The sequence below is a fragment of the Microcystis sp. M_QC_C_20170808_M9Col genome, from assembly GCF_007095495.1.
Lineage (GTDB): Bacteria > Cyanobacteriota > Cyanobacteriia > Cyanobacteriales > Microcystaceae > Microcystis > Microcystis aeruginosa.
In genome coordinates this window covers 33,852-58,878 of sequence record NZ_SFBZ01000240.1, presented here as the reverse complement: position 1 = coordinate 58,878, position 25,027 = coordinate 33,852, and the positions used below count along the sequence as shown (strand labels likewise).

7 protein-coding genes are annotated in these 25,027 nt (G+C 39.2%); 1 reads left to right on the top strand and 6 read right to left on the bottom strand.

The window, feature by feature from the left end; all coding sequences use genetic code 11:
- Positions 1–115 precede the first annotated feature (115 nt).
- The gene (gene dnaN, locus EWV68_RS14040) at positions 116–1,264 is read left to right on the top strand and encodes a DNA polymerase III subunit beta (RefSeq protein WP_287170164.1); all 1,149 of its coding nucleotides are present in this window, start codon (positions 116–118) and stop codon (positions 1,262–1,264) included.
- Positions 1,265–1,780: 516 nt separating this feature from the next.
- On the opposite strand, the gene EWV68_RS14035 is transcribed toward dnaN, so the two are convergent.
- The 6 genes from EWV68_RS14035 to EWV68_RS14010 form a co-directional block, all read right to left on the bottom strand.
- Positions 1,781–2,716 carry a class I SAM-dependent methyltransferase gene (locus tag EWV68_RS14035; RefSeq protein WP_287170163.1) on the bottom strand — a complete coding sequence of 312 codons (936 nt, stop codon included), beginning with the start codon at positions 2,714–2,716 and terminating at the stop codon, positions 1,781–1,783.
- Positions 2,717–2,792: 76 nt separating this feature from the next.
- A complete protein-coding gene (locus EWV68_RS14030; protein ID WP_287170162.1) occupies positions 2,793–3,806 on the bottom strand; it encodes a hydroxyacid dehydrogenase in 1,014 nt (337 codons plus the stop codon).
- Between the two features lie 38 nt (positions 3,807–3,844).
- A complete protein-coding gene (locus tag EWV68_RS14025) occupies positions 3,845–5,602 on the bottom strand; it encodes an ABC transporter ATP-binding protein/permease (RefSeq protein ID WP_061431772.1) in 1,758 nt (585 codons plus the stop codon).
- An 82-nt stretch (positions 5,603–5,684) separates the two neighbouring features.
- Positions 5,685–13,580 (bottom strand): type I polyketide synthase, encoded by a 7,896-nt coding sequence (locus EWV68_RS14020; RefSeq protein ID WP_287170160.1) that lies wholly within the window; start codon positions 13,578–13,580, stop codon positions 5,685–5,687.
- A gap of 131 nt (positions 13,581–13,711) precedes the next feature.
- Entirely contained in the window at positions 13,712–14,467 is a 756-nt protein-coding gene (locus EWV68_RS14015; RefSeq protein ID WP_061431774.1) for an aspartate/glutamate racemase family protein, read from the bottom strand.
- Positions 14,468–14,498: 31 nt separating this feature from the next.
- Positions 14,499–24,962 (bottom strand): non-ribosomal peptide synthetase/type I polyketide synthase, encoded by a 10,464-nt coding sequence (locus EWV68_RS14010; protein ID WP_287170159.1) that lies wholly within the window; start codon positions 24,960–24,962, stop codon positions 14,499–14,501.
- Between the last annotated feature and the right edge of the window lie 65 nt (positions 24,963–25,027).

Genomic DNA, 25,027 nt, shown 5'->3' with positions numbered 1-25,027 from the left:
TCGAAACGAATAGGCTTTTTCCATACCTCACATTTTAGCATATATTTCGTAAATGTGCTAATATTTAACAGTAAAGCCGTCGTAGAACGACGGGGTTTCAGACCCAAAATTTTCGATGAAATTTACCAGTAGTCAAAGCGAACTCAACAGCAATTTATCCCTAGTTAGTCGGGCCGTTGCCAGTCGTCCTACCCATCCGGTGTTGGGAAATGTTCTCTTTTGTGCCGATGAGGAAAAGGGCGAAATTAGCCTGACTGCTTTTGATTTGAGTTTAGGGATTCGCAGCAGTTTTCGGGCCGAGGTGGTGGAAGGGGGTAAGATTACCCTGCCGGCAAAATTACTTAACGATATTGTCTCTCGTTTGGGAGAGGGGGAAATCACCATCTCTGTGGAAGAAAACGAGAATGATGAGGAGCATAGTCTCGCTTTCCTGAAAACTGCCTCGGCACAGTTCCAAATTCGCGGCATGAAGGCCGATGAGTTCCCAGAATTGCCCACGGTGGCCGATGGGGAAATTGTTAATTTACCTATAGTTGCCTTGACAGAGGGACTAAAAGGTGCATTGTTTGCCGCTAGTGGCGATGAAACTAAACAGGTGTTGACGGGGGTGCATTTAACTAAAACCGTCGATTGTCTAGAATTTGCCGCTACAGACGGTCATCGTTTAGCGGTGGTACAAACTCCCCTAGAGGAGGTGGAAAGTGCCTCTGGTGGCTTTAATGTCACCATTCCGGCCCGGGCCCTGCGAGAATTGGAAAGAATGATGGCAACAAAACAAAATATCGAGACTATTACTCTGCACGTGGATGATTCTCAAGTCATCTTTGAAATGGGGGAACAGAGGTTAACCAGTCGTAAGTTAGAAGGGGCCTATCCCACTTATAATCAGTTAATTCCTAAATCCTTCGAGCGCTCTTTGGTTTTAGACCGCAAACAATTAATCCGTTGTTTGGAATTAGTGGCGGTTTTATCGGACCAAAAGAATAACTTAGTCAAGTTTAGTCTCGATAGCGAAAATGACCGTTTATCCCTAGCGGTGGAATCTCCTGATTTAGGTAGTGCTAAAGAGTCCATGGCGGCGGAAATTCAGGGAGAAAGTGGCGATATTGCCTTTAATGTTAAATACTTGATGGACGGTTTGAAGGCTTTACCTAATAATGATATCCAAATGCAGTTAAATGCTAGTACCCAACCGGTTATTTTTACCCCCTTGGGAGGTTTAAAGATGACCTATTTGGTGATGCCGGTACAAATTCGTCAGTAGTTCTGACTTAATTGGAATTGTGGGATCTGTTTTTAACCTATCCCATTTTTGATTGTAAGTAGCTGGTTATAATTAAATTGAAGATAGATTTTGGTGTCGATCCCCCCTTAATCCCCCCTTGATAAGGGGGGTGTCGATCCCCCCTTAATCCCCCCTTGATAAGGGGGGTGTCGATCCCCCCTTAATCCCCCCTTGATAAGGGGGGTGTCTGATAGTTTTTAACGCCTAACTACTTATTGAATCCTATTTTCTCGCCAAAGGATTGGGTTTATTTTCTCTATTTTGGCGATATACTGTTGATCATTGAACAACTTCACGGATTGAATGGATATCTTATACTAAATCCGGTTATTAAAGACTGATTATTCATTCCCCCTTTTGCATGAGTGCCTCTTGCATGAGTGCCTGTCCTGATATGTAGCCTATACTGAACGGATTTAGTATTAATGGCGATCGCTAACAAGAAGTCCCCCCTACCGATGGACTGGGTTTTACATCAATCTGCTTAAACCGAACTCAGTTTAATTTAGGCTTTTCTGCCGAAAACAAAAGATAATCATCAAACGCCATAAACCAACCCCGATTTCTTGACCAAGCTTCAAGTCCAGGGTTATCTTTCTGGAGATCGATAACTAAATCATGCTTACTAATTCCTTGGCTAATCTGGGCAAAATAATGAACCATTGCCGGCCAAACATATTCACTAATAGATAAAGCTTGGATATTAACAAATCCATGCTTTTTGAGTTTTTCCACATAAGTATGTCGGTCGTATTGATTAGCAAAGGGAATACACATTTTCTTACTATTAACCCGCAGCCAGAAGTTAATTTCTCGACCCACTCTAGGCAAACAATCCGCTATAGCCAACCTTCCACCGGGCTGCAAAACTCGAAAAGCTTCTGCGAAAAAATCCTCACGAGTGTCAAAATGAAAAGCACATTCTAAAGCGGTCAACTTATCAAAAGAATTCTCAGGAAAAGGTATTTGAGTAGCCGAGCCGACTTGAAGTTTTATCCTGTCCGATAAACCTGCTTTAGCTACTCTTTCTTGAGCAATTTCTACTTGTAACTCGGTTGTATTTAGACCGATAATTGAGCCAACATTGTTTTCTCTTACCCAGAGTAAATCCTGTTCAGCAAAACCGAAACCCACATCCAAAAGGTGATCTCCGGCTTTAAGTTCGGCTACTTCGGCTAATTTACGCGCTAAAGCGGCACAAGCTCCGTTATAAGTTGTTTCTTCTTGCCAATAACCAAAATTAAGCCATTGGGGAAAATTAGGATCATGAAGATGAGGATCGCGTTTCGCTATATTAGTATACAGTTCAGAAACTTGAAACTGATCTTGCAAAAACGCCATTTCTCGAGCTGGATTAAGGATAAATTGTTTGATGGTTGCCCAGCGATTACGCCATTCATCTTTGAGGGGAATTTTGCCGATGTTTTCCAAATTATTATCCTCCTAAGGATTTTGCAGAAATATTGCCATTTTTAATTAACCGAATCCCTGAGATTCTCTAGATGCTTTAAAAAAGATTCCACACCTCCGGATTAATCATATAAGGAGGCTTCTCTCCCTGAAGCACTTGTAATATTTGATTCGCCGCCGAAACAGCAGCCGCTAGACTCGCTTCAGGGGTTACTCCGGCTAAATGAGGTGAGAGAATGACATTCTCAAAATTATATAAAGGATTATCTAAAGCCGGCGGTTCTGGTTCAAAGACATCGAGGGCGCATCCAGCTATCAATTTTTGATTAAGGGCGATCCCTAAATCCTTTTCACAAACGACTTTTCCCCGGGAGGTATTAATTAAAAAAGCTGTTGGTTTCATCTTTTTAAAAACTGATATATTAAACATTTCCCGCGTTTCACTTGTTAGTTCAGTATGCAAAGAAACAAAGTCCGATTCAGCCAGAAGAACATCTAAATCTTTGACCCAAGTTGCTCCTACTGTCTCCGCTTTGCTGGCTGGAACATAGGGATCATAAGCTAATACTCTCATCCCCAGTGCTAGGTTACATTTGTGAGCCACCAGAGTACCAATTCTTCCTAAACCTACAATACCAAGGGTCTTGTTTTCGAGTTGAATCGGTTGCATCTGATTGCGAATTAAATAGTTACCCTTTTTCACACAATGATCTAAAAAAGGGAGCTTTTTGGCAAGGGCTAAAATCATAGATAAGGTGTGTTCTGCTACAGCTGTAGTTGACATTCCGGGATTATTAACAACGATAACCCCCTGTTCTGTTGCTGCCATAATATCAATAGAATCTGTGCCAAATCCAGAGGTACTAATTACTTTTAAGTGTTTTGCCAATCGGATTGATGAAGCCTCTAACTTATTAGGATAACGCACAAATACGCCAGATACTTCTTGAATGGCCTCATTAATTTCCTCCGGTGTAGGGTTGGACAAAATCTCTATATTAGTAGATTCTTCAAGAAGTTTTTGCCCCGCTTCATCATACATTTTTCCGATTAAAAGAACCCTGTGTTTTTGAATATCCATAGTCAGAGTTTTTGGTGAAGTAGTAGTCATCGTAATTTTTCGTAAATTGAGTTTTAGCAATGAAACAGTTACAGAGATTTTGAGGCTCGATAATCATCTATGGAAACAAGTCGCCAACTAGAATCCTCTAAAAGTTCTAAGACCCATTGATGATACTTAAATAAACTTTCTCGATGACCTACGCTAATAAAAGTTGTCTGTGCTTTTTGTAACTGGTGATATAAGGTTTGTTCGTTGTTCAAGTCTAAAGCACTTGTGGCTTCATCTAAGATTACATAGCGGGGATGGGTTACTAACAATCGTGCAAAAGCAAGGCGTTGTTGTTCTCCTAAAGATAATATATTTTCCCAGGGAACTTCCGCATCAAAGCCATGAACTTTTGTGGCTATATTTTGAAGATTAACTTGTTGTAAAACGGATTCAAGTTCTCCATCGGTCATTTCACGGGTTGTTTTAGGATAAAGTAACTGTTCTCTTAGAGTTCCTAAAATAATATAAGGACGTTGAGGTAAAAAGAGAAATTCTTCTAAGGGAGGTCGTTTTAAACAACCAGTTCCGGCATTCCATAAGCCAGCAATAGCTCTTAATAGAGAACTTTTACCTCGTCCACTCGGTCCGACAATTAATAAACCTTCGCCTGGTTCGATAGATAGGGATAAATGTTGAACAATTACCTTTTCATAATCCGGTGTTTGTAAAGTAACATCCTCAAACTCGATCTCATTTTGTTCAAGGGTTTTAATGGTACTAGCATCCTTGGGTTGTCGGTCCATTTCTTCTAAGGCCGACGAAAATTCAGATAGACGCTCAACATAACTGGAAAATCTGCCCAAAGAACCAAATTCAAGGATTAACTCAGAAAAACCATTAGCAAACATACTGCAAGCAATAATAGCCTGATTAACTTGTCCGAAATCAATTTCCCCCCGAATATAGGCCGGAGCGAAGACGACAAAGGGAAATATTTGAATAACTGAGCGATAACTTCGACTAAAAATGTCTTGATTTTTCTCCCAATCAATCTTACTGAGAGAATTTCTGACGAGATTATTAAATCGACGTTGAATGATTTTCAACTCTTGATTTTCGCCTTGAAAAAAGGCAATAGATTCAGCATGATTCCGAACATGAGTTAAAGTGTAGGTGTAATTAGCTTTGGATTCCAATTCTTCTTGACTAATCTTATCTAATTCTCGACTTAAAGAAACAGCAATTAGGTTGCCGATAATTGTATAAGCCACTAAAATCAAGGCGGCTAGTCGGGAAATTGAGAAAAGAATTACTAAAAAAGTCGTCATTTCTAAGACTTTTTCTAATAAAATAGCTCCAAAATTAACAGCATTTCTAGCAATGGGTTCTATTTCTTGGGCTATCCTTTGATCCGGATTATCCACATCGGATCTAAAATTAATTTTATAATAGGCGCGATGGCTCAAATATTGGGTAACAACCTGCTGATTTAGCCATTCATACCAATCCAGAATAATTCTTTTTTTAACAAATTTAGAAAATGCAGTAAACAGGGTAATTAAAAGTAATCCTAAGCCATAAAGTAATAAACTTGTCATAAACTTAGAGGCATTTTTATCTTGAATAATGACATCAACCAAATAGCGATTAACGAAGCTATTAACTGCATTAGAGGCCACCAGTCCAACAATTACTAAAACAAGGATAAACAGCATTCCCCATGAACTTATTACCTCTGAAAATGTCCTTCCTTTAGGATCGGTTGGATACCAGTAAGGAGCGGCAATCAATTTCAAATTGTCAAAAAATTGATGAGAACTTTTTACGGTTTCTTGTTGAAAAAATGGAGTTTGCATAGTTTGAATATAGGGTAACTTTTAGGAAATGCCTTGAATTTTTTTTTACTTCAAGCTTTCTAACTTCAAGGCTTAGGATTATTTAATCTCCTAAAAAAGCCTCCAAATCAGTAAGTTCTTGTAAGATTAAATCCTCACTAATCTCCTGCTGAACTTCAGTGAAGTTAATCATCTTCTCGGCTGTTTTTTGAACTTTTTCACCGAAAATACGGTCAAACAGATAATCAACTAAGCGTCTAATATTAGGAAAGTCAAAGACTAAAGAAGTGGGTAAGAGAACTTCTAATCCTTTCTCTAAACGATTTTTCAATTCAATAGAGGATAAGGAATCAATCCCCATTTCTATCAATCCTTGTTCTGAATCTGGCATAGATTTAATCCCTAAAATAATTCTGACTTGTTTGCTAACATATTCTAACAAATATTCCCGACGTTCTCCTAAAGGAATATTCTCTAAAAGAATCAGTACAGAGTCTGATTCTTGAACAGACTTAATGGGAATTTCTGAGAGTCCTAAATTTTTTAGGAGTGGTTTCTCGCCTTTAAATTGATAGATATTTTTGAAACGAACCCAATCCACATCAGCGATTAAAACTTGTGTTTGATTAGAAGCCATAATAGCATCCATCACCCTCAAGGCCATATCTGGAGCAATTTCCCTGATGCCAATCTGTTTGAGCCAGTCCTCATAGTCTTGAGACACTATACCATGACCCGCCAATAATGCCCAATTTAAAGCCGTTGCAGGAAGCCCTTGAAGATGACGAAAATGAGCCAAAGCATCCAGCCAATGACTAACAGTATCATATAAGCCTTGTTCCTTTGCCCCCCAAATTGCACCCGCCGAAGAAAACAGCACAAAATAGTCTAATTGAGTACCCAAAGATAGTTGATGTAAATTCCAAGAACCCTTAACTTTTGCCTGAAAAACTGCTTCGAGATCCTGCAAAGTACAGTCTTTTAATTGAGCTTGTCGGCCTGAGATTCCAGCAAGATGGAAAATGCCACGCAAGGGATAAGCGGTTTTTTCAATCTGGGTAAATATGGCCTGCATAGCCTCAAAATTGCCAACGTCTGCCGAAATAACTTCGATTGATGCTCCTTTTGCCTCTAATTTTCTGATTTTTTCTGATATTTGGGCTAATTCGGTTGCTGAATCCCACAGGAAGCGAGCCGGTAATGAGCGGCGTGTCGTTAAAATGAGATGTTTTGCGCCTAAATTGACTAAATGTTCCGCCAATTCTAAGCCTAGATGTCCTATTCCTCCCGTAATTAGGTAGGTAGCCTCAGGTTGAATCTTAACGGTTGTTGTCTCTAGAGACTTGAGAGGAAGCAGACGAGCAATATAGCCTTGACCTTTGCGGAAGACCAAATGATCCTCATCGTGAGCATGAGTTAATCCTAATAGTAATGCGGTAATATTTTGATTAATATCAACGTCGGGATCAAGATCCAGCATACCTCCCCATAATTGCGGATTTTCTAGGGCAATAACACGCCCCATTGCCCAAAGAGGAGACTGAAACCCTAAAGAAGGCTGTTCTAATTCAAAGGGTTGGGCCCCCTGAGTGACAAGGAATAATTGAGGGGGATTAGGGATTGTTTGAATAGCTTTGAGAAGATTTAAAAGATAGTTACAGCGATTCAATAAAATGGATTCTGGTTGCTCTTTGGGAGTACTATTCAAAAGATAAATAATTCGATCTGGAGATGGATTTGACGCAAACCATTCCTCTAATTGTTGTAGTTGATTAGCATTCAAACAAGACTCAGAAGATGATATTTGTGTATTTTTCTCCCCTTGATAAATTATCCGACAGGAATCACACTTTTTAAGTAGTTGCTCTTGAATCCCTAAGGGAAAAGTATTTTGTTCTGGGTCAACATCGGTAAAAATTAGCCAGTTTTTAGCGAGGTTAGGGGGGATTTCTGAACTTTGAGCCAGAATAATACTTTGCTGAAATAAAACACTACCTATTTTTTGATCAGGAGAAACAAATTCTACCTGAGAAAACCCCGATTTAAGCAGAATAGATTCCCAAGTCGATGCTGTAATTATAGGATGATTTGGGCGCAAATGATAATCGCTAAAACGCCACCAACCTTGAGTCACACCAAAGATTAAATCAATCCAGGGAGATTGCTGAGTTAATTCTAACAGTAATAAATGACCGCCTGGACGTAGTAAACTTTGAATATGAGGCAAGGTTTCCTCTTGTAAATTGGCGGTAGAGTGTAAGACATTAGCCGCAATAATCAAGTCATAAGAATGACAGCAAAACCCTTGTAATTTCGGCTCTTTTTCAATATCGAGTACTTTGTATTCTAGTCCAGAAAATTCAGCCAAATTATCTCTAGCTTTCTCTAGAAAGAAGGGGGAAACATCAGTGAATGTGTAGGTAATTTGACGAGACTTACAAGCTTTAAGAACCTGTTGGGTTGTAGCTCCAGTTCCCGCGCCAATTTCGAGAATGCGGATGGAAGCTGAGGGGGCATAACTTGAGAGGAGAAGTTCAACGGTTTTAGAGATACCCAGATTGAGAATTTTTGCCGAAGATGTATTTTTATAAAACTCGCTGGCTCCTCCTTGTCCATCTTGAGAAAATAGGATAGATAAAGGAGATATTTTTCCCGTAATAATGGCTGCTAAATTTGTGGCAACTTGTCGAAATAGATTGAGTTCTATTTGAGCATTAGGATAATGATTGATTAAATCCTCTACCGCTAAATCAGGATTAGACTGTTCGGGTTCTTTAACAATTTTCCATAGGGTATTTTGCTTTTCTAAAATGCCGACTTTCGCTAATATTTCTAGAAGATGATTCCAGAAAGATTTATATTCTTGTTTGAGTTCAGCTTGAATAAAACTTTGATCAGGATCAAGAAAGGTATTCATTTGAAAGAGTTCTAAATCTTGCAGAGCTTTAACAACAAAGTCAGCTGCCAGTTTTTCCATTTCGGAAAAAGCGCGAGAAACTCCCATCAATTCTGAGGAGTGTAATTGGGGTTCTAAGTAAACCTCTAAATCACTTTTAAGGGGGGTCAAATTTTGTAGCTTACCGTTGGCTAAATCCCAGGGAAGCCAAGCTACTTGATAAAGTAATTTGGCAAAATTAAAGTCCTCTTTTTCCTGATAATAGAGTTTAATCAACTGTTGAACAATGGCGGAGATTGTTGGTTTTTCATCTTCAGAATAATGACCTGTTTCTAAGAGGGTTTGCATCAAAGTATTTTTGTCCTTTTCAGATAACATTTTGACTAGATTAGATTCCTGTGGAACAGTTGCAGATGGGGTTTTTAAAGGAATCCAGTGTTGACGTTTTTGAAAGGGATAAGTAGGTAAAGCACATCGTCTAGGATGATAGTCTTGATCAAAACTAAACCAGTCTATCTTTGCACCGCGAACATAAAGTTTGCCCAGACTTTCTAATAAAACTTGCCAATCAGAAAATCCTGAGCGTAAACTGGGTAGAGTTAGAGGTTCAGATGAAGATAGGGATGATTGAACAATTCCTGAGAGAATAGGTTGAGGTCCAATTTCAATAAAGGTATCACATCCGAGAGATTGTAGGAATAAAGCCCCTGGATGAAATTGTACCGTATTTAGTAAATGTTGAAGCCAATACTCAGGAGTCATAATGCTGTCATCAGCAATTTCTCCTGTTAGGTTAGAGACCAGAGAAATTTGAGGTTGACTGAAAGAAATCTCTTGAAGAATCGTTTTAAATTCTGCAACCATTGGCTCTACTAAAGGGGAGTGAAAAGCATGGGAAACTTTGAGTTGACGAACTTTCACCCCGGCATTAGTGAAATGGTTACAGAGTTTTTGAATTACGCTTTTTTCTCCAGAAATAACGGTATGTTGTTCCGCGTTAATGGCAGCAATAGCGATTTTTATGCCTTGGCTTTGGCACTGCTCAATAACTGAGTTCTTATCGATAAAAATAGCGGCCATTTCCCCTTGATTTTGGGGTAACTGCCCCATCAAATTGCCTCGATGGGTGACCAGTTTTAAGCCACTTTCAAGATCAAAAACGCCAGCAAAACAAGCAGCAGAATATTCTCCTAAACTATGCCCTAAAATGGCGGCTGGTTGAATTCCCCAAGAATGCCATAATTGAGCGAGAGCAACTTCAATCAGAAATAGTGCCGGTTGGGTATAAGCGGTTTGGTTTAAGGGGTCATCTGTATCGGCAAATACGACGTTTAGCAGGGATTTACCAGTTAGTTTTTGATAGTAGTTTTCCCCTGCGTCTAAAGTTTTTCTAAAGGTGGGTTGAGTCTGATAGAGTTGATGAGCCATCCCTGCATATTGAGCACCTTGTCCTGTAAATAAAAAGGCAATTTTAGGCGGTCTTTTTTCATCAGCTATACCATGAATAGTTGACTGATAATCTAGTTGCTTGAACTGACGTAATTGTTCAATAAAATCACTGTTTTTATAGCCAGTTAAGGCTAAACGATTTGAGAAATGAACTCGGCCTGTATTTGCCGTAAATACTACATCAGACATATCCTTTTCAGGTTGACTTTCTAAAAAGTCTATGTAGCGACTTACTAACTCTTTCAAAGCCGGTTCGGTTCGAGCGGAAAGGGTGAGCAAATGATAGGGACGTTTGCTCTGATTGTCTTGAGGAATAATGGGAGGAGCTTCTTCTAGAATAACATGAGCATTAACCCCACCAATACCTAAAGAGTTTACCCCTGCCCGTCGGGGTAATTTTTCGTCCTTGTCTTGCTTAGTAGTCCAAGAAATAGCTTCATTATTAATATAAAAAGGAGTCTGAGAAAAATTAATTTGAGGGTTAGGATTTTGGAAATGTAATGTAGGCGGAATAACTCTATATTTGAGGGCTAAAGTCGCTTTAATTAAACCAGCAATACCGGAAGCAATCTGCATATGTCCGATATTGGTTTTTACTGAACCTAAAGCACATTCTCCCTCATTTGCACCCTGATAAACTTTAGCTAAAGCATCAACTTCAATGGGATCTCCAAGGGGGGTTCCTGTGCCATGAGCTTCCACAAAACTAATTGTATTAGCATCAACACCGGCAAAGGCTAGGGCTTCCGTAGCGGCAGCAATTTGACCCTCTCCACCAGGCGCAGTAAATCCTAATTTTTGGCCACCATCATTATTAATAGCAGAGCCTTTAATAACTGCATAAATATAGTCATGATCGGCTAAAGCATCTGACAATCTTTTGAGCAGAATTACTCCTACTCCACTGCCAAAAATAGTCCCTTTTGCTTCAGCATCAAAGGCGCGACAATGACCATCAGGAGACATGATCAGTCCTTCTTGATATAAGTAACCAATTTTTTGAGGAGAATTAATTGAAGCAGCTCCAGCTAGAGCCATGTCACTTTCTCCACTAATTAAACTCTGACAAGCGAGATGAACTACAACTAATCCAGTAGAGCAAGCAGTTTGAACATTAACGCTTGGGCCGTGTAAGTTTAGTTTATAAGAAATTCGCGTTGTTAAATAGTCTTTGTCATTAGCTACCATTGTTTGAAACCCTCCCGTTGAATCTAGTGTGAAGGGTTGTAACTCGTCATTACTATCTAATTGACCCCGATTAGGATAACAATTATTGATCAAATAGGTGTTCATACTTGCGCCAGCAAATATACCAATTGATCCTTGATAATTACTGGGATTATAACCGGCGTTTTCTAAACATTCCCAACTACATTCAAGAAGTAAACGTTGCTGAGGGTCTAGTAATTCTGCCTCTCTATCTGTATAGCCAAAAAATTCGCTGTCAAAGTATTCAACTTGCTCGAGAATTGGTCTAGCTCTAACATAATTAGGCTGATTCGAGAGTTCCGGAGACACTCCCGACTCTTGTAATTCTTCTTCCGAAAAGAAAGAGATAGTTTCGATTCCATTTTTTAAATTTTCCCAGAAGGTTGTTAAATTTTTAGCTCCCGGGAATTGCCCCGCCATACCAATAATTGCAATGTCATGGGTTTCATTATGGCGACGGGTCCGATTTTCGGCACGTTGACGGCTTTTTTGTGCTATAACTTGAGTGGTATTTGATTCTTCGCTTAAGCAACGGGCTAGGGTGGCAACGGTAGGATTTTTAAACATTTCAGCAAGGGATAGCTGACGGTTAAAAAGTTTTTCAAGTTCATTTTGAACTCGGATTAAGTGTATAGAATGTCCCCCTAGTTCAAAGAAGTTATCCTCTAAACCAACTGAGGTTAACTGTAAAACTTCACTCCAAACTGCTGCTATTTGACGTTCATTTTCTGATTGAGGTAAGGTTTGATTTTTCTGACGCTCTTTTGCTAAATATTGATCTATTTCTTGGATACGGCTGCTAAATAATCCCTGTTCAAAATCCTTTTTTAATTTAGATTTTTGAACTTTGCCAATAGAGGTTTTAGGAACTAAATTTCTTTCTAAGGGAATGACATAAGCTGGAGCAATTCCGAATTTTTGGGTCAAATGACTGCGAATTTTTCTAACAACTTTTATCCAGTGTTCAAATTGATCAGATTCTGGGCTAAAAGTAATAATTAATAAGTCAGTTTCTCGACTTTGATCAAAGACGGCAAAGGCGGCTGTATAAGATACTTTAACCCCTTCTAATTCTTCGATTGTTGTTTCAAGTTCATGGGCAAAGTAATTAACACCATTAATTATAATTTCTTGTTTTTCTCGCCCAGTAATAAAGAGTTCGCCCTTAAATAAATACCCCAAATCTCCCGTAGTAAACCACCCTTCTTGAAAAACTTCCTGGTTGAGTTCAGTATTATTGTAATATCCTTTAGTAACAGAATTACCTTGAATTTGAAGCTTTCCAATTTCTCTTTCAGGTAAAAGATTATTTTCCTGATCGACTATCCGGATAGTTGCTCCAGGAATCGGCTTTCCTAGAGAGACAAAACTATTTTCTTCGGTGAGTTCATTTTTACTTAAACCGGCTGACCAAGTAATCCCAGAACAGGATTCAGTCATGCCAAAAGCTGGTTTAATCGCTCTCTCCCGTAGTTGATGTTTTTCAAGAATTTCTAAGAATAGGCGAATCGTTTTTACTGAAACTTGCTCGCCAGCATTCACTAAAAATTTCATTGAGGAGAGGTTATAAGAGGCGTGCTTAAGTTCTTCTGCCTGTTGATTAATTAAGGAAAATGCAAAGTTAGGGGACCAAGAAATGCTTACTTGATGCTTTTGAATGAGTTCTAACCATTGGAGGGGTTGGCGTAGGACTAATTCCATCGGAACGTGAATTTGATGACAAGCCAAATCTACCGCCATAATTCCTAAAAATACGATAGCTCCTACATGATCTAAGGGCATCCAATTAAGGGTAACTTCTTGTTGGGTAAAGTGGTTCATTGCCACTGTACCAGCAGTCATGGACAGAATATTATGATGAGTTAATATTACTCCCTTGGGCATACCTGTACTACCCGAAGTAAAGAGTAATAAGGCTGGAGCTTGTGGATCAAGAATCGGCAATTGATGGACTTTAGAGGGGGCTTTTCTGAGTTCATTAACTGAGATAACTTGCCACCCTTCTAGATGAGAGTAAGTTCCTAATTTTTCAATTTCAGTAATTAGTTCACTATCGGATAATATCAAAGGATTGTCTAAAATTTTCCAAACATTCTCTAGTTTTTTGACGGCAGAATTTTCCAGATCATAGCTAGGAGCAACGGTCAAAGGAACTGGAATAATTCCCCCTAAAAAACAAGCCCAAAGTGCGGGAATAAAGTCGTGATTTTTGGCAATTTGTAGGATAACTTTATGCCCTAATTTTATTCCTTTTTGTTCCAGTCCATTTAAAATAACGAGAGCATCTTGATATAAGTCTTGATAACTCTGAAAATATTCAGTTGCGTCATTTTTGATATAAGTAATTCCATGATTATTATGTTTAGTGGCAGTTTCTAAGACTTCTGACAGAGTCCGCCAATTATCTTCCAATTGTCCTCCAAAACTGATTGAATGCTTAGACACTTTTTTTACACCTCTTGATCAAAAATAGAACCAATCTCGAAAACCCTATGAATCAGTATATCGCTACGCGCAAGTTAAAAGTCAGAAGTGGCCAATTCAAGTTTAAATTGTACCTCCTAGGGCTGCGATGGTCAAGGGCTTTTTGGGGTTGAAGGTTGATGGCAGTCGGTCCCTCGGTCTACCTGAGCTTGTTTGATGATTAACTGAGAAAAGTTTTGAGCGATGGTACTTAAAGGATCGATCGCTTTAATGGAGTCAATTCCTTTGAGTTTGAGAGATTTTGTTAAGAGATGAAATTCGGTACACCCAGAAATATAGGAGCGAGTGTTATATTTCTCTAATAATGCTTCTATATCCCTAAGAATACTTAACGGATCGTGTCCTCTTTTTAGCACTTTATAGATCATTTCATGAATCAACTTTTGATCGCTTTCTGAGAGAGAAATAATCAGATCTGCGGTGGTGCATCCTTCATGAAATAATTTTTTCTGGTAAGTCCCTGTACTAGCAAGTAAAAGGGTAGGTTCATTATATTCTTGGAGTTCTTGATCCGCTATTTTAATTAAGGAAAGAAGTTTATCCTTCAGATTTTCGGAGATCTGGGGTAGAGCATAATGAGCCGTACAACAGCCAATGACTATGCAATCAGCCAGTTTATTGAGATGTTCTAGATTGACTTGGATAAAATCAATAAATTCTCTTTCTTTTCCACTATCAATAGAACCTGTGCGATCGGGTGCAGAGGGAAAAGAAAAAACGATGACATTAGGGGATTCTTGTTCCTTATCAATAAAAGGATTATATTCATAAATCGACTTAAGAAATTCGGCGGTAACCACTGGTCCCATACCCCCTAAAACGCCAAGAATCGGTAGTTTTGTCTTCATTAAAATCTCCTGCTCGTATAATTGCTGTTGACTAAAAATTAAAATCTTCTGTGAACAGATCCTGCCCCTCTTGAATAAGATTTTCTGAGGAAGCTAAGGATAAGTTTATCAAAGGTTCATGGGCAAATTTTAAAACTTGCTCTAGCCAGTTTTTGAACAAATCTATGAGCAATAAAATTCGCTCATGGATAAATATATCTGTGTTGTAGATTAGCTTGAGATAAAGTTCTTCTTCCTCAACAAAGATAAATTCTAAATCAAATTTAGCGGTCATCATTTTTGGGTCAATGGAGTTAACTGTAATTCCGTTCAATGCCAGATCTACATTTTGATTATTTTGCAGGACAATTGCCACATCAAAGAGAGCATTCCGGCTAGGATCTCGTTGTAAATTCAAATCAGATACGATCTGATCAAAGGGATAGTCTTGATTATCATAAGCCTCTAAAGTGGTGGTTTTTACTTTGCTAAGGACATCCGTAAAACTGTCGTGATCTGCTATCTGATCCCGCAGGACTAGAGTGTTAACATAAAATCCGATTTGATCTTCTAAATCAGGATGATTTCTGCCGGCGATAGCAGAGCCGATTGTAATTTCATTTTGCTCAGTATAACGGAATAGAAAACTCTTAACCAAACTAACTAAACCCATAAATAAACTGGCTTCTTGTGCTTTAATTAACTTCTCAAAAGTATCGATCAATTCGGGTTCAGGTTGCCATGTAATTGTATTTCCTTGAAAACTTTTAACAGGTGGGCGCGGATAATCAACAGGTAAGTTAAGACGCACAGGGACAGGAGTTAATTTAGCTAACCAGTAATCCCGTTGATCTTGAAGTTTCGAGGTTTCTAATTGACTTTCTTGCCAAGAAGTATAGTCTTTATAATGAATTCTGAGAGGGGGCATTAATTGGTAATTTTCTTGTCCATAGGCGTGATAATGGCTGAGGAAATCTTTAATTAAAACCCCTGCTGACCAACCATCAGAAATGATATGGTGCATATTAAACAAGACGATGTAATTCTCTTGGCTTAGTTTAAGTAAGTTAACTTTAAGTAACGGTCCGACTTCTAAATCAAAAGTCGTTTTGGCATTATGGCTGATCGCTTCTTCGATCAAGTTTTCTTGTTCTGTGCTAACATAAGCTGTCAGGTCTATTTGTTTAATGACAAAGTTCATTTGATTATGGACAATTTGACGGGGTTGATTATTGATTAAAGTAAAGGTAGTCCGCAAAATTTCATGGCGTTGAATTAACTGTTGAAAGGCATTTTCAAAAGCATCAATATTGAGATTGCCCTTGAATTGATAAGCACTGGGCATTCCGTAAGCATTATGATTTTGATCTAGAAATTCTAAAGCCCAAAGACGACGCTGACCATGAGACATCGGATAGGATTTTTGGGGGGGAATTGCCGAAATGGGTTCTTGATAATTGTATTGAGTCTGGGAGATTAAAGTCGCCAATCCAGCAATGGTTGGAACTTTAAAGAAGTCAGCCAATTTTACGGATACATTTAGTTCTTTATGAACCCGGGTTACAACCCTTGATAAGAGTAGAGAATGACCGCCAATTTCAAAGAAGTTATCAAAAATACCGATAGGATGTTTAGAGAGAATTTTTTCCCAGATACTAACGAGATTGGATTCTAAATAATTCCGAGGCGCAACATAATTAGAATTCACCAGAGATTTACCAGTTTCTCTGAGTTCTCTCAGGGAGTGCAGGTCAAGTTTCCCATGTCGAGTTAAGGGGAATTGCTTTAAAAAAATAAAGTAACTCGGAATCATATAAACTGGTAAAAATTTGGCAAGTAATTCTCGAATCTCAGCAATTTCTAGAGTTTCGTCTGTTTGACAGTAAGCAGATAATTGAGTTTGATTATTAACTTGAACGGGTAAAACAATCGCTCTTTCAATGGGAGCATAACGAGTCAATTGATATTCAATTTCTCCGGGATCAATTCGATAACCATTGACCTTAACTTGATTATCTTTTCGTCCCATAAACTCAATGATACCGGGAGCAGTTTGCTTGCCTAAATCGCCGGTTCTAAAGAGAGTTTTTGTCTCATCAAGAAAGCTAGGTTTAAATTTTTCTTGAGTCATTTCGGGTTGGTTATGATAACCCGATGCTAGGGCGGCACCTTCTACACAAATTTCGCCGATTACATGGAGGGGAACGGGATTATTAAATTCATCAAGAACCCCTAAGCGATTGTTATGGAAAACTTGACCGAGGGGGATTTCGCTGTCTAAGTTTTCCTTGATTTCATACTGGGATACTCCCACACAAGTTTCTGTAGATCCGTAGACATTGCTAATAATTTCTGCTGGAAAACGTTTCCGTAAAGCTAAGGCAGTTTCCCGATCTAATTTTTCCCCTCCTACCGAGATATATTTTAAGCTGGAAATGGTTTCTCCTGGTTCAAGTAGCCCCAAGATTTCTCGATAGATAGATGGGGTGGTGTGTAGGGCATTAATTTGATTTTCCTGTAGGAAAGAAACCAAATGTCCTATATATTTTATTTCGTACATATATAGGGATGCACCTATGGTTAAGGGGAGAAAAATATTACGAATAGATGGATCATGAGTAACGGCAGCTGTGAAAATATAGCGCCATTCAGGATGTTTATCTAAATCAAAGGTAAGTCGTAAGCTTTGAATAACATTCAAAATTGAGATGTGACGGCCCATGACTCCTTTAGGATTACCAGTTGAACCTGAAGTGTAAAAAATATAAGCAGTTTGGCTAGAATTGCGAAATATTTTAGGCTCATCTTTGTCATATTTTTCAACAATAGGATCAATTTTATCTAAGCAAATTTTTTCCATTTTTTCAGGTAACTTAGAGATAAAATTACTCTCCGTTAGGCAAACATGACAGCCACTATCTTTTAAAATAAACTCAATGCGACTGTGAGGATATTGAGAGTCTATAGGAACGTAAGTCGCTCCAGTTTTAAAGGTAGCCAGAATCCCGATGATTAAGTGGTGATTACGCTGGAGCATGACCCCAATCACTTTTCCTACACCTAGCTGATATTCCTGCTGTAAATAATGAGTAAGACGATTGACTTTTTCATTTAATTCTTGATAGCTAAGGCTAATTTTTCCCGCAATTAAGGCGGGAGCATTAGGGGTTAATTTAACTTGAGCTACAAAGTCATCAATGATGGTGGCTTTTTCAGGGAGTTTGCGAGTTTTTCCCGTTAATTGTCTGAGTAACTTCTCTTGTTGGACTGGGGTTAATAAAGGTAGCTGATAAAGGAGATGATTAGCATCGTCAATGATTCCCCTCAGCAAAATTTGAAAGCTTTCAAGAAATTGTTTAATTGTCTCTTGTTTAAATAGTTCTGTATTGTAATTGCAGTAAATAATGAGGTTATCATTAAGTTCAATTAAGTTAAATCCTAGATCAAAAGGGGTGTAACTAATTGGTGACGGTGGCAAGGATACTGTTAAGTCTTTAAACTCAGGCAGAGTTAAACTAGGATCCATGTTAAAAGATACAGAAATGAGAGGAGAACGAGAAAAATCTCTAGGTAATTGTAAAGCTGCTAATAAATCCTCTAAAGTATAACTCTGATGGCGAAAAGCGTCGATCAGGGTTTGTTTAGTATGTTGTAAATGTTCAATAAAAGAGGTGGTAGCATCGACTTGTATCCGCAGGGGTAAAAATTGAGAACAAAAGCCTACTAAGTTGTCACTGCCTTCTATTTGTCGCCCAGAAATAGGAATACCAATGACTAAATCCTTATGACCAGAAATTCGACGCAAAAAAGCAGTATAAGCGGCGAACATCGTCATAAATAATGTAGCTTTATTTTTGCGTCCTACTTTCTGCAAATTTTGCCCAACTTCAGAGGGAATGACTTGACTTTCTTGTCCGCCAGTGTAGGTTTTAACGGCGGGACGGGGAAAGTCGGTGGGAAGCTCAAAGGTTGGGAGATCTTCCTGATAGGTTTTCAACCAAAAATCCCGATGCTCTAACATTTGTGGACTTTGCGTCTCTTGCGCTCGCAAAGTTAAATATTGCCGAAACTGCATCGGTGGTGTGAGAACCTCTTTAGTTGTGTTATTTTGGGATGAATAAAGTTGACCAATTTCCTGCAAAATTAATCCTAGTGACCAACCATCTGCCACAATATGATGAGTTTTTAAAGACAGCAGATAATGGTCAGGTTTTAAGCGCATTAAAATCACAGCAAATAAGGGAGCAATCGACAAGTCAAAGGGTTTTTGGGAAAACTGAGATTGTAACGCTAAGGCCGTCGCTTCGGGATTATCTTCATCCTTCAAATTAATTAGTTTTAATTTAATGTTAACTTGATTGACAACTTCCTGTAATTCTCCTTGTTCTATAATTTGGGTTCGTAAAGCTTCATGGCGATTAATAACTTGATTAATCGTTTTTTCTAAAATGTAAACATCTAAAGAACCTCGTAATTCTAGGGATGTTGTGACGTTATAGGATGCTGAAGCATTACGGTCTAATTCAGCTAATAACCAAAGCTGACGTTGAGCTTCACTGGTGGGAAAGGATTGATTTAAAGATGGTAAATGTCCCCTACCATCTTCATCTTCAGAAAGCGGCTTTTTTTCTTCTTTCTTGACTTGGGGGCGTTTAGCATTAGCAAAAAAACCGGCTTGCTGCAATTCCGTAATCGCTTCTTTGACGGCTACTATAACTTTGTCTACATCTTCATTAGTATGGCAGGTGGAGAGAAAACAAACTCGTTTTTCCCATGTGTAGATTCCTTTAAGATTTAATAGGTAATAAAAGAGGGGTAATTCGATGGGTTGTAAGAAGATACTATAAGCTCCAAAGGGTTCAAAGCGGAATAAAGATCCAAAATTAACAACCCGAATCGGAATGCCTATTTCTTGAAAGAATTGATTGACTTCGGTGGCTAATCGATGAGTTAATTGATTCACTTTTTCTTGAATCGTTGGGCTGTTTTCCCGAAGATGTAACAGCACAGCACGACAAGCAGCAAGGGCTAAAGGATGACGACAAAAAGTTCCCCCAAAAGCGGTTAACTCGGTTTGCGGATGAGAGTCATCTCCGTATTGCCAGAAACCGCCGTCAACGGTATCTAAGAAATCTGCTTTACCGCAGATCATACTAATTGGTAAACCTCCTCCAATGGCCTTACCATAAATGACTATATCAGCTTCAACATTAAACCATTCTTGCGCTCCTCCCGGAGCAATCCGAAAGCCGGTAATAATTTCATCAAAAATGAGTGTGATTCCTTTTTTATGGGTTATTTGTCGTAGTTTTTGCAGAAATTCTTGAGGCTGTAAATCGGGTTTGCGACTTTGAACTGGTTCGACTAATACGGCGGCTAAATCATCAGCATGAGTAGCAATAATATCGAGGCTTTCTTCAACTCCATAACTCAAGACTATTACGTCTTCAACCATTCCTAAAGGGGTGCCTAGACTTAAGGGTTGAGCAGTGGTTTTATCTTCTCCTACTCGTGCTAAGATGCCGTCAAAAGTTCCATGATAGGAGCCGGCAAACATAACGATTTTTTGACGTTTTGTCCGGGAGCGAGCAATGCGAACAGCCGCCATAATCGCCTCGGTTCCCGTATTACTAAAAGCGACTCTTTCGACTCGGCCCATTTCACTAATTAAAGCGGCGGTTTCGGCGGCCAGATTTGACTGCATTCCTAAGCCTATTCCTCGATTCATTTGTTCTTGAACTGCTTCAATGACAAAATCCGGACTATGCCCAAAAAAGTTAACCCCAAACCCCATAGCTAAGTCAATGTAATTATTGCCATCAATGTCCTTAAAATAAGCCCCTTGAGCGGATTCTGAAACAATGGGATATTGAAATTCTTTTAAGGCCATGCGGAAGTCAATGGTCGGTTTAACATCTACCATTGTCTTACGGCTATTTTGTGAATAGGCTTTTGATTTGGCGGTTTTCTGGTTATAAATACTCTGTAAATTTTGAATAAAGGCTTGTTGTTGTTCGGTTAAGGATTTGTTCTCAGTGAGCTTTAAGGCTAAGGGGTTTAAATTGGGAGAACTAGGTTTCTCAGGAGATTTGGGCTTCTCTTGAGAAACCGGCGGGTAAGTTTCTATTTTAGAGCTTTGGGCAGGAATGATTTGAGTCTGATTCGTTAATATTTCGGGGACTATACCTGGAAAAACGGGGGCAGCTTGAAGAACTTCTAATTGCTTGATAATGGTTTTCTCATGGAGTTCTTTTAGGTCTTTTAAAGATTGTAATTGAGCCATCATTAAGGCTTCTTTACCGGAGCTTTCACCAGAGACAGTAAGCTTAGTCCTTGCAGGAATTGAGAGGGGTTCATCTGGCACACAAGCAAGAATTAATTCTTGGCCATTGTGAATGGGAATATTGTTTTGTTTAGAGAAACTATTCGCCGTAGCAAACCCACAACTTTTTAAAACGGAACACCAATTTTCACCCCTTAATAAGGGTGTATCTGAGCGTAATTGTTGATCCTGAAAGCGCCACCATCCGGGGGTTAATCCAAAGGTTAAATTCAGCCATGAGTTATTTTCTACGGTTTCGAGGAGAACTAAGTAACCACCGGGGCGCAGAAGTTCCCGAATATGGGTTAGAGTTTCTGTAATATTTCGGGTCGCATGAAGGACGTTAGCGGCGACAACAATATGATAATTATGGGCAGGTATCCCCTGAGAAATGGGGGACTTTTCAATGTCTAGTTGATGAAAGTTTAGGTTATATTTTTTCTGAAATTTTTGCCTAGCTTGATGCAGTAAGAAGGGAGAAACTTCGCTAAAAGAATAAGTGACATGATCGAGGTTTAAGTAGTGAAGAATTGCTTCTGAAGTGGCACCAGTTCCTCCTCCTATTTCGAGAATTTGATAGGGGCGATCACTATTAGAAAAGCGCGTTAAAATCTGGTTAATAGCTTGGGCAACTCGTTGATTCATCAATCGAGATACGGGAGAATTGCCATAAATACTTTCTGCATGAGCAACGGAACCTTCTGGGAAAATTAATGTCAAGGGGTCTATATTTCCCTTGAGAACTTCTGCTAAATTTTCGCCGCAGCGTTGCAACATTTCTAATTCAGGTTTTGCAGATGGACAAGTTTTTTCTAGCTTTTGTAGGGCTTGGGTTAAGGAAAAAGACTCAGGCAAGTTTTTGACAGTCCAAATATTCCCTTGATTTTGAAGAATATTAGCTTGCTCTAAATCCTGCAAATAACGATTGAGCAAAATGTGATATTTACGAGCAACGGGTAAGGTTTGTCTTAGGTTTTCTATCGTCCATTGTTCCCCTTGATTAAGTTTTTTTCCTAGGGACTCTAAGGCCTTGATGATATAGGCTGTAGCGATGGGTTGCAATTGATCAATGACTTGCAGATAATTGCTTAATTCTGTCTCGTCATCGATAACTTTAGCCGTTATTTCTGAAGCATTTTCTAAGGGTTTTTCTTTGACAAATTGGCAGAGGTATTCGGCGATATCAACAAGAGTTTGTAAATCGGTAAAGAGTTGATCTATTTTCACTTTGACTTGAAATTTTTCTTCAATTTTGCGAGAAAAGTCAGTCAAGATAATTGAGTCTGCTCCTAAGTTTAGTAATGTCTCATCCTCCGGCAGTTCGTTCTCATCTTCTTTCAGAAGTAAAGCCAAAATTGATTTTAATTGATTACGGATTTCCTGTTGATGTTTTTGCATATTGAAAACTGTGGTTTCGGTATCGGTAAGGTTAGAGGTTTGTGAGTCTAGAAATATTTTGTCAATGCTCTGATTTTCTGTTCGAGGATTAGGCTGAAATTGGAAAGGTTTCCTTTGAAAGGGATAGTTCGGCAATCTGACTTTTTTATAGCCATAATTTCGATTGAATTGTTCTGGATTGAAAGGTGCGCCATTTAGGTAGAGTTGTCCCAAGGCTGAAAGAATTGTCTGCCAGTTATCTAAGCCACGATTGAGAGAACTTAACCAGATGACCTCATCTTTATAACGACGACCTTGTTCTGCCAGTATTGGTCTTGGTCCCACTTCTAAAAATAGGTTATATCCCTTGTTGAAAGCGGTTATTAAACTCGACAAAAATCTTACTGGTTCTCGGCATTGTTTGCTCCAGTAAGTGGCATCTGGTGCATTTTCTAAAACCTCTCCATTAAGTCCTGAAAGTAAGAGAATTTGGGGGCGTTGATAAGAAATTTGACGAGCCTCTTTTTCAAATTCTTTTAAAATTGGCTCCATTAAAGGGGAATGAAAAGCCTGAGTAACGGGGAGATATTGAGCGGGAATTTTTTGCTTTTTGCAGGTGCTAATAACTTCCTCAAGGCTGGCACTTTCTCCAGCAATAACAATCTGTTGAGGGTGATTAATGGCAGCTATTGAAACCGTTTGAGTATAATTTTTAATTAGGGAACTTACTGTCTCTTCATCAGCAAAAATTGAAGCCATTTTCCCGGAGGTTGTGGTTTGCATTAATTGCCCCCGTTTGACAATTAAGGCGAGTCCAGCTTCTAAGCTAAATACTCCTGCGATACAAGCTGCTACATATTCTCCCACACTATGGCCAATCAGTAAACTGGGGGTAATTCCCCAAGATTTCCATAGCATTGTTAGGGAATATTCTAGGGCGAATATAGCCGGTTGAGCGTAAGCGGTTTGATTGAGTAAATCGGTCTGTTCACCAAATAATATTTCAGTTAAAGGATGGTCTAAATGCTTCGCTAATATTGCGGCACATTGATCAATATATTGACGAAATGTCGGCTGAGTTTGATAGAGTTGATGTCCCATGCCAGGATAACAAGCCCCTTGCCCTGTAAAAAGAAAAACAATTTTAGGGGATTTTTCCGATGTAAAACGTTGATAAAAAGTCAAATCATCAAGCGGGTTTTCTTCAGCAAAAGCGGCTAATCTTTGTTGTAATTCTGGACAAGTATCGCCAACAATGGCTAAACGTTCAGGTAAATCTATCCTGCCGACAGCTGCACTATAACAAATATCTCCAATTTCAGGATGAGATTCTAGGAGGGTATGAAAACGTTTAGCTAATTCTTTTAAAGCGGTTTTGTTGTGGGCTGAAAGAGTTAAGAGATGACTAGGAATTTGTTGTTGAATTTCTGAGATTTTGCTGACGGGTGCTTGTTGAACAATGACATGGGCATTTGTGCCGGAAAACCCGAAAGAACTTACCCCAGCTATAGGGACTTTATTGTTATTCGGCCAAGGTATATTTTGAGTAGGAATTTTAATAGGATGGTCTTGCCAATTAATCAGAGGATTAGGGCTTTGGAAATGAAGATGAGGCGGGATTTCACCCTGTTGAAGAATCAGAATTGTTTTGATCATTCCAGCCATGCCAGCAGCGGCTTCAAGATGGCCGATATTGGTTTTCACTGAGGCGACATAAAGAGGGTCAGAGCGCTTTCCATAAACTGAGGCAATGGCATTCAATTCGATGGGATCTCCTAAAGAAGTACCTGTGCCATGAGCTTCTATGTAGCTGACATCTTCCGGGAGTATTCTGGCATCAGCTAGAGCTTGACGGAGCAATTCTTGCTGAGCGGGTCCACTGGGTACGGTTAAACCGGCAGCAGCACCATTATGATTCACCGCCGAACCTCGCAACAGGGCAAGAATTTGATCCCCGTTTTTCTGGGCTTCTGATAAAGTTTTTAAGATTAAAACCCCACAGCCTTCCCCTCGCACATATCCGTTGGCAGAGGCATCGAAGGTTTTGCAACGCCCATCGGGGGACATCATTCCCGACTGAGAAAGACTAATCGTAATGGCGGGTTCTAAAATGAGGTTTACCCCACCCACTAAAGCGAGTTCACATTCACGATTTCTCAGGCTACGAATCCCCTGATGGACGGCTACTAATGAGGATGCACAGGCTGCATCAATGGAGAGACAAGGACCGTGAAGATTGAGAAAATAAGATAGCCTTCCGGCGGCTGCGCTTAGAGCATTGCCGGTGCCAAAAAAAGAGTCAATTTGATCATAGTTTGTGCCGTAAACCTTCAGAGCATGATCAATGCTAGTAATTCCCACAAATACCCCTACCTTATTATCGGCTAAATTTTTCAGAGGTAAATTGGCATTTTCTAACGCTTCCCAAGCAACTTCTAAGAGTAACCTTTGTTGAGGATCCATGGAGGCTGCTTCTCTTGCTGAGATCGAAAAGAAACGGGCATCAAATTCTGTGATATTCTCTTGAAGAAATCCCCCATAAGCGGTGTTCATTTTTCCTAAAGTTGGTTCTTGAGAATACAGTTTTGAGATATCCCAACGGCTTTTAGGAACTTCTACTATAGCATCAAGTCCGGCTTGACAAAAACTCCAATACTTTTCTGGGGAATTAATACCTCCAGGAAAACGACAAGCCATTCCGACCACCGCAATGGATTCACTTTGTCTCGTCTCTAATTCATGGATACGAGCTTGCATTACCTCCATTTTGCTTAAGGTCGTTGCCATTAATTTTTTGTAATCTATACTCTCAACCATGCCCCATTCTCGATAATTTCTAAGTTTATACGCCGTTAAACACAAATTAGGATGCTACTATCAGT

What these genes read in the sequence shown, in the direction of transcription:
- dnaN (WP_287170164.1), top strand. Translation starts at nt 116, where the DNA reads ATGAAATTTACCAGTAGTCAAAGCGAACTCAACAGCAATTTATCCCTA.
- EWV68_RS14030 (WP_287170162.1), bottom strand. Translation starts at nt 3,806, where the DNA reads ATGACTACTACTTCACCAAAAACTCTGACTATGGATATTCAAAAACAC.
- EWV68_RS14025 (WP_061431772.1), bottom strand. Translation starts at nt 5,602, where the DNA reads ATGCAAACTCCATTTTTTCAACAAGAAACCGTAAAAAGTTCTCATCAA.
- EWV68_RS14015 (WP_061431774.1), bottom strand. Translation starts at nt 14,467, where the DNA reads ATGAAGACAAAACTACCGATTCTTGGCGTTTTAGGGGGTATGGGACCA.
- EWV68_RS14010 (WP_287170159.1), bottom strand. Translation starts at nt 24,962, where the DNA reads ATGGTTGAGAGTATAGATTACAAAAAATTAATGGCAACGACCTTAAGC.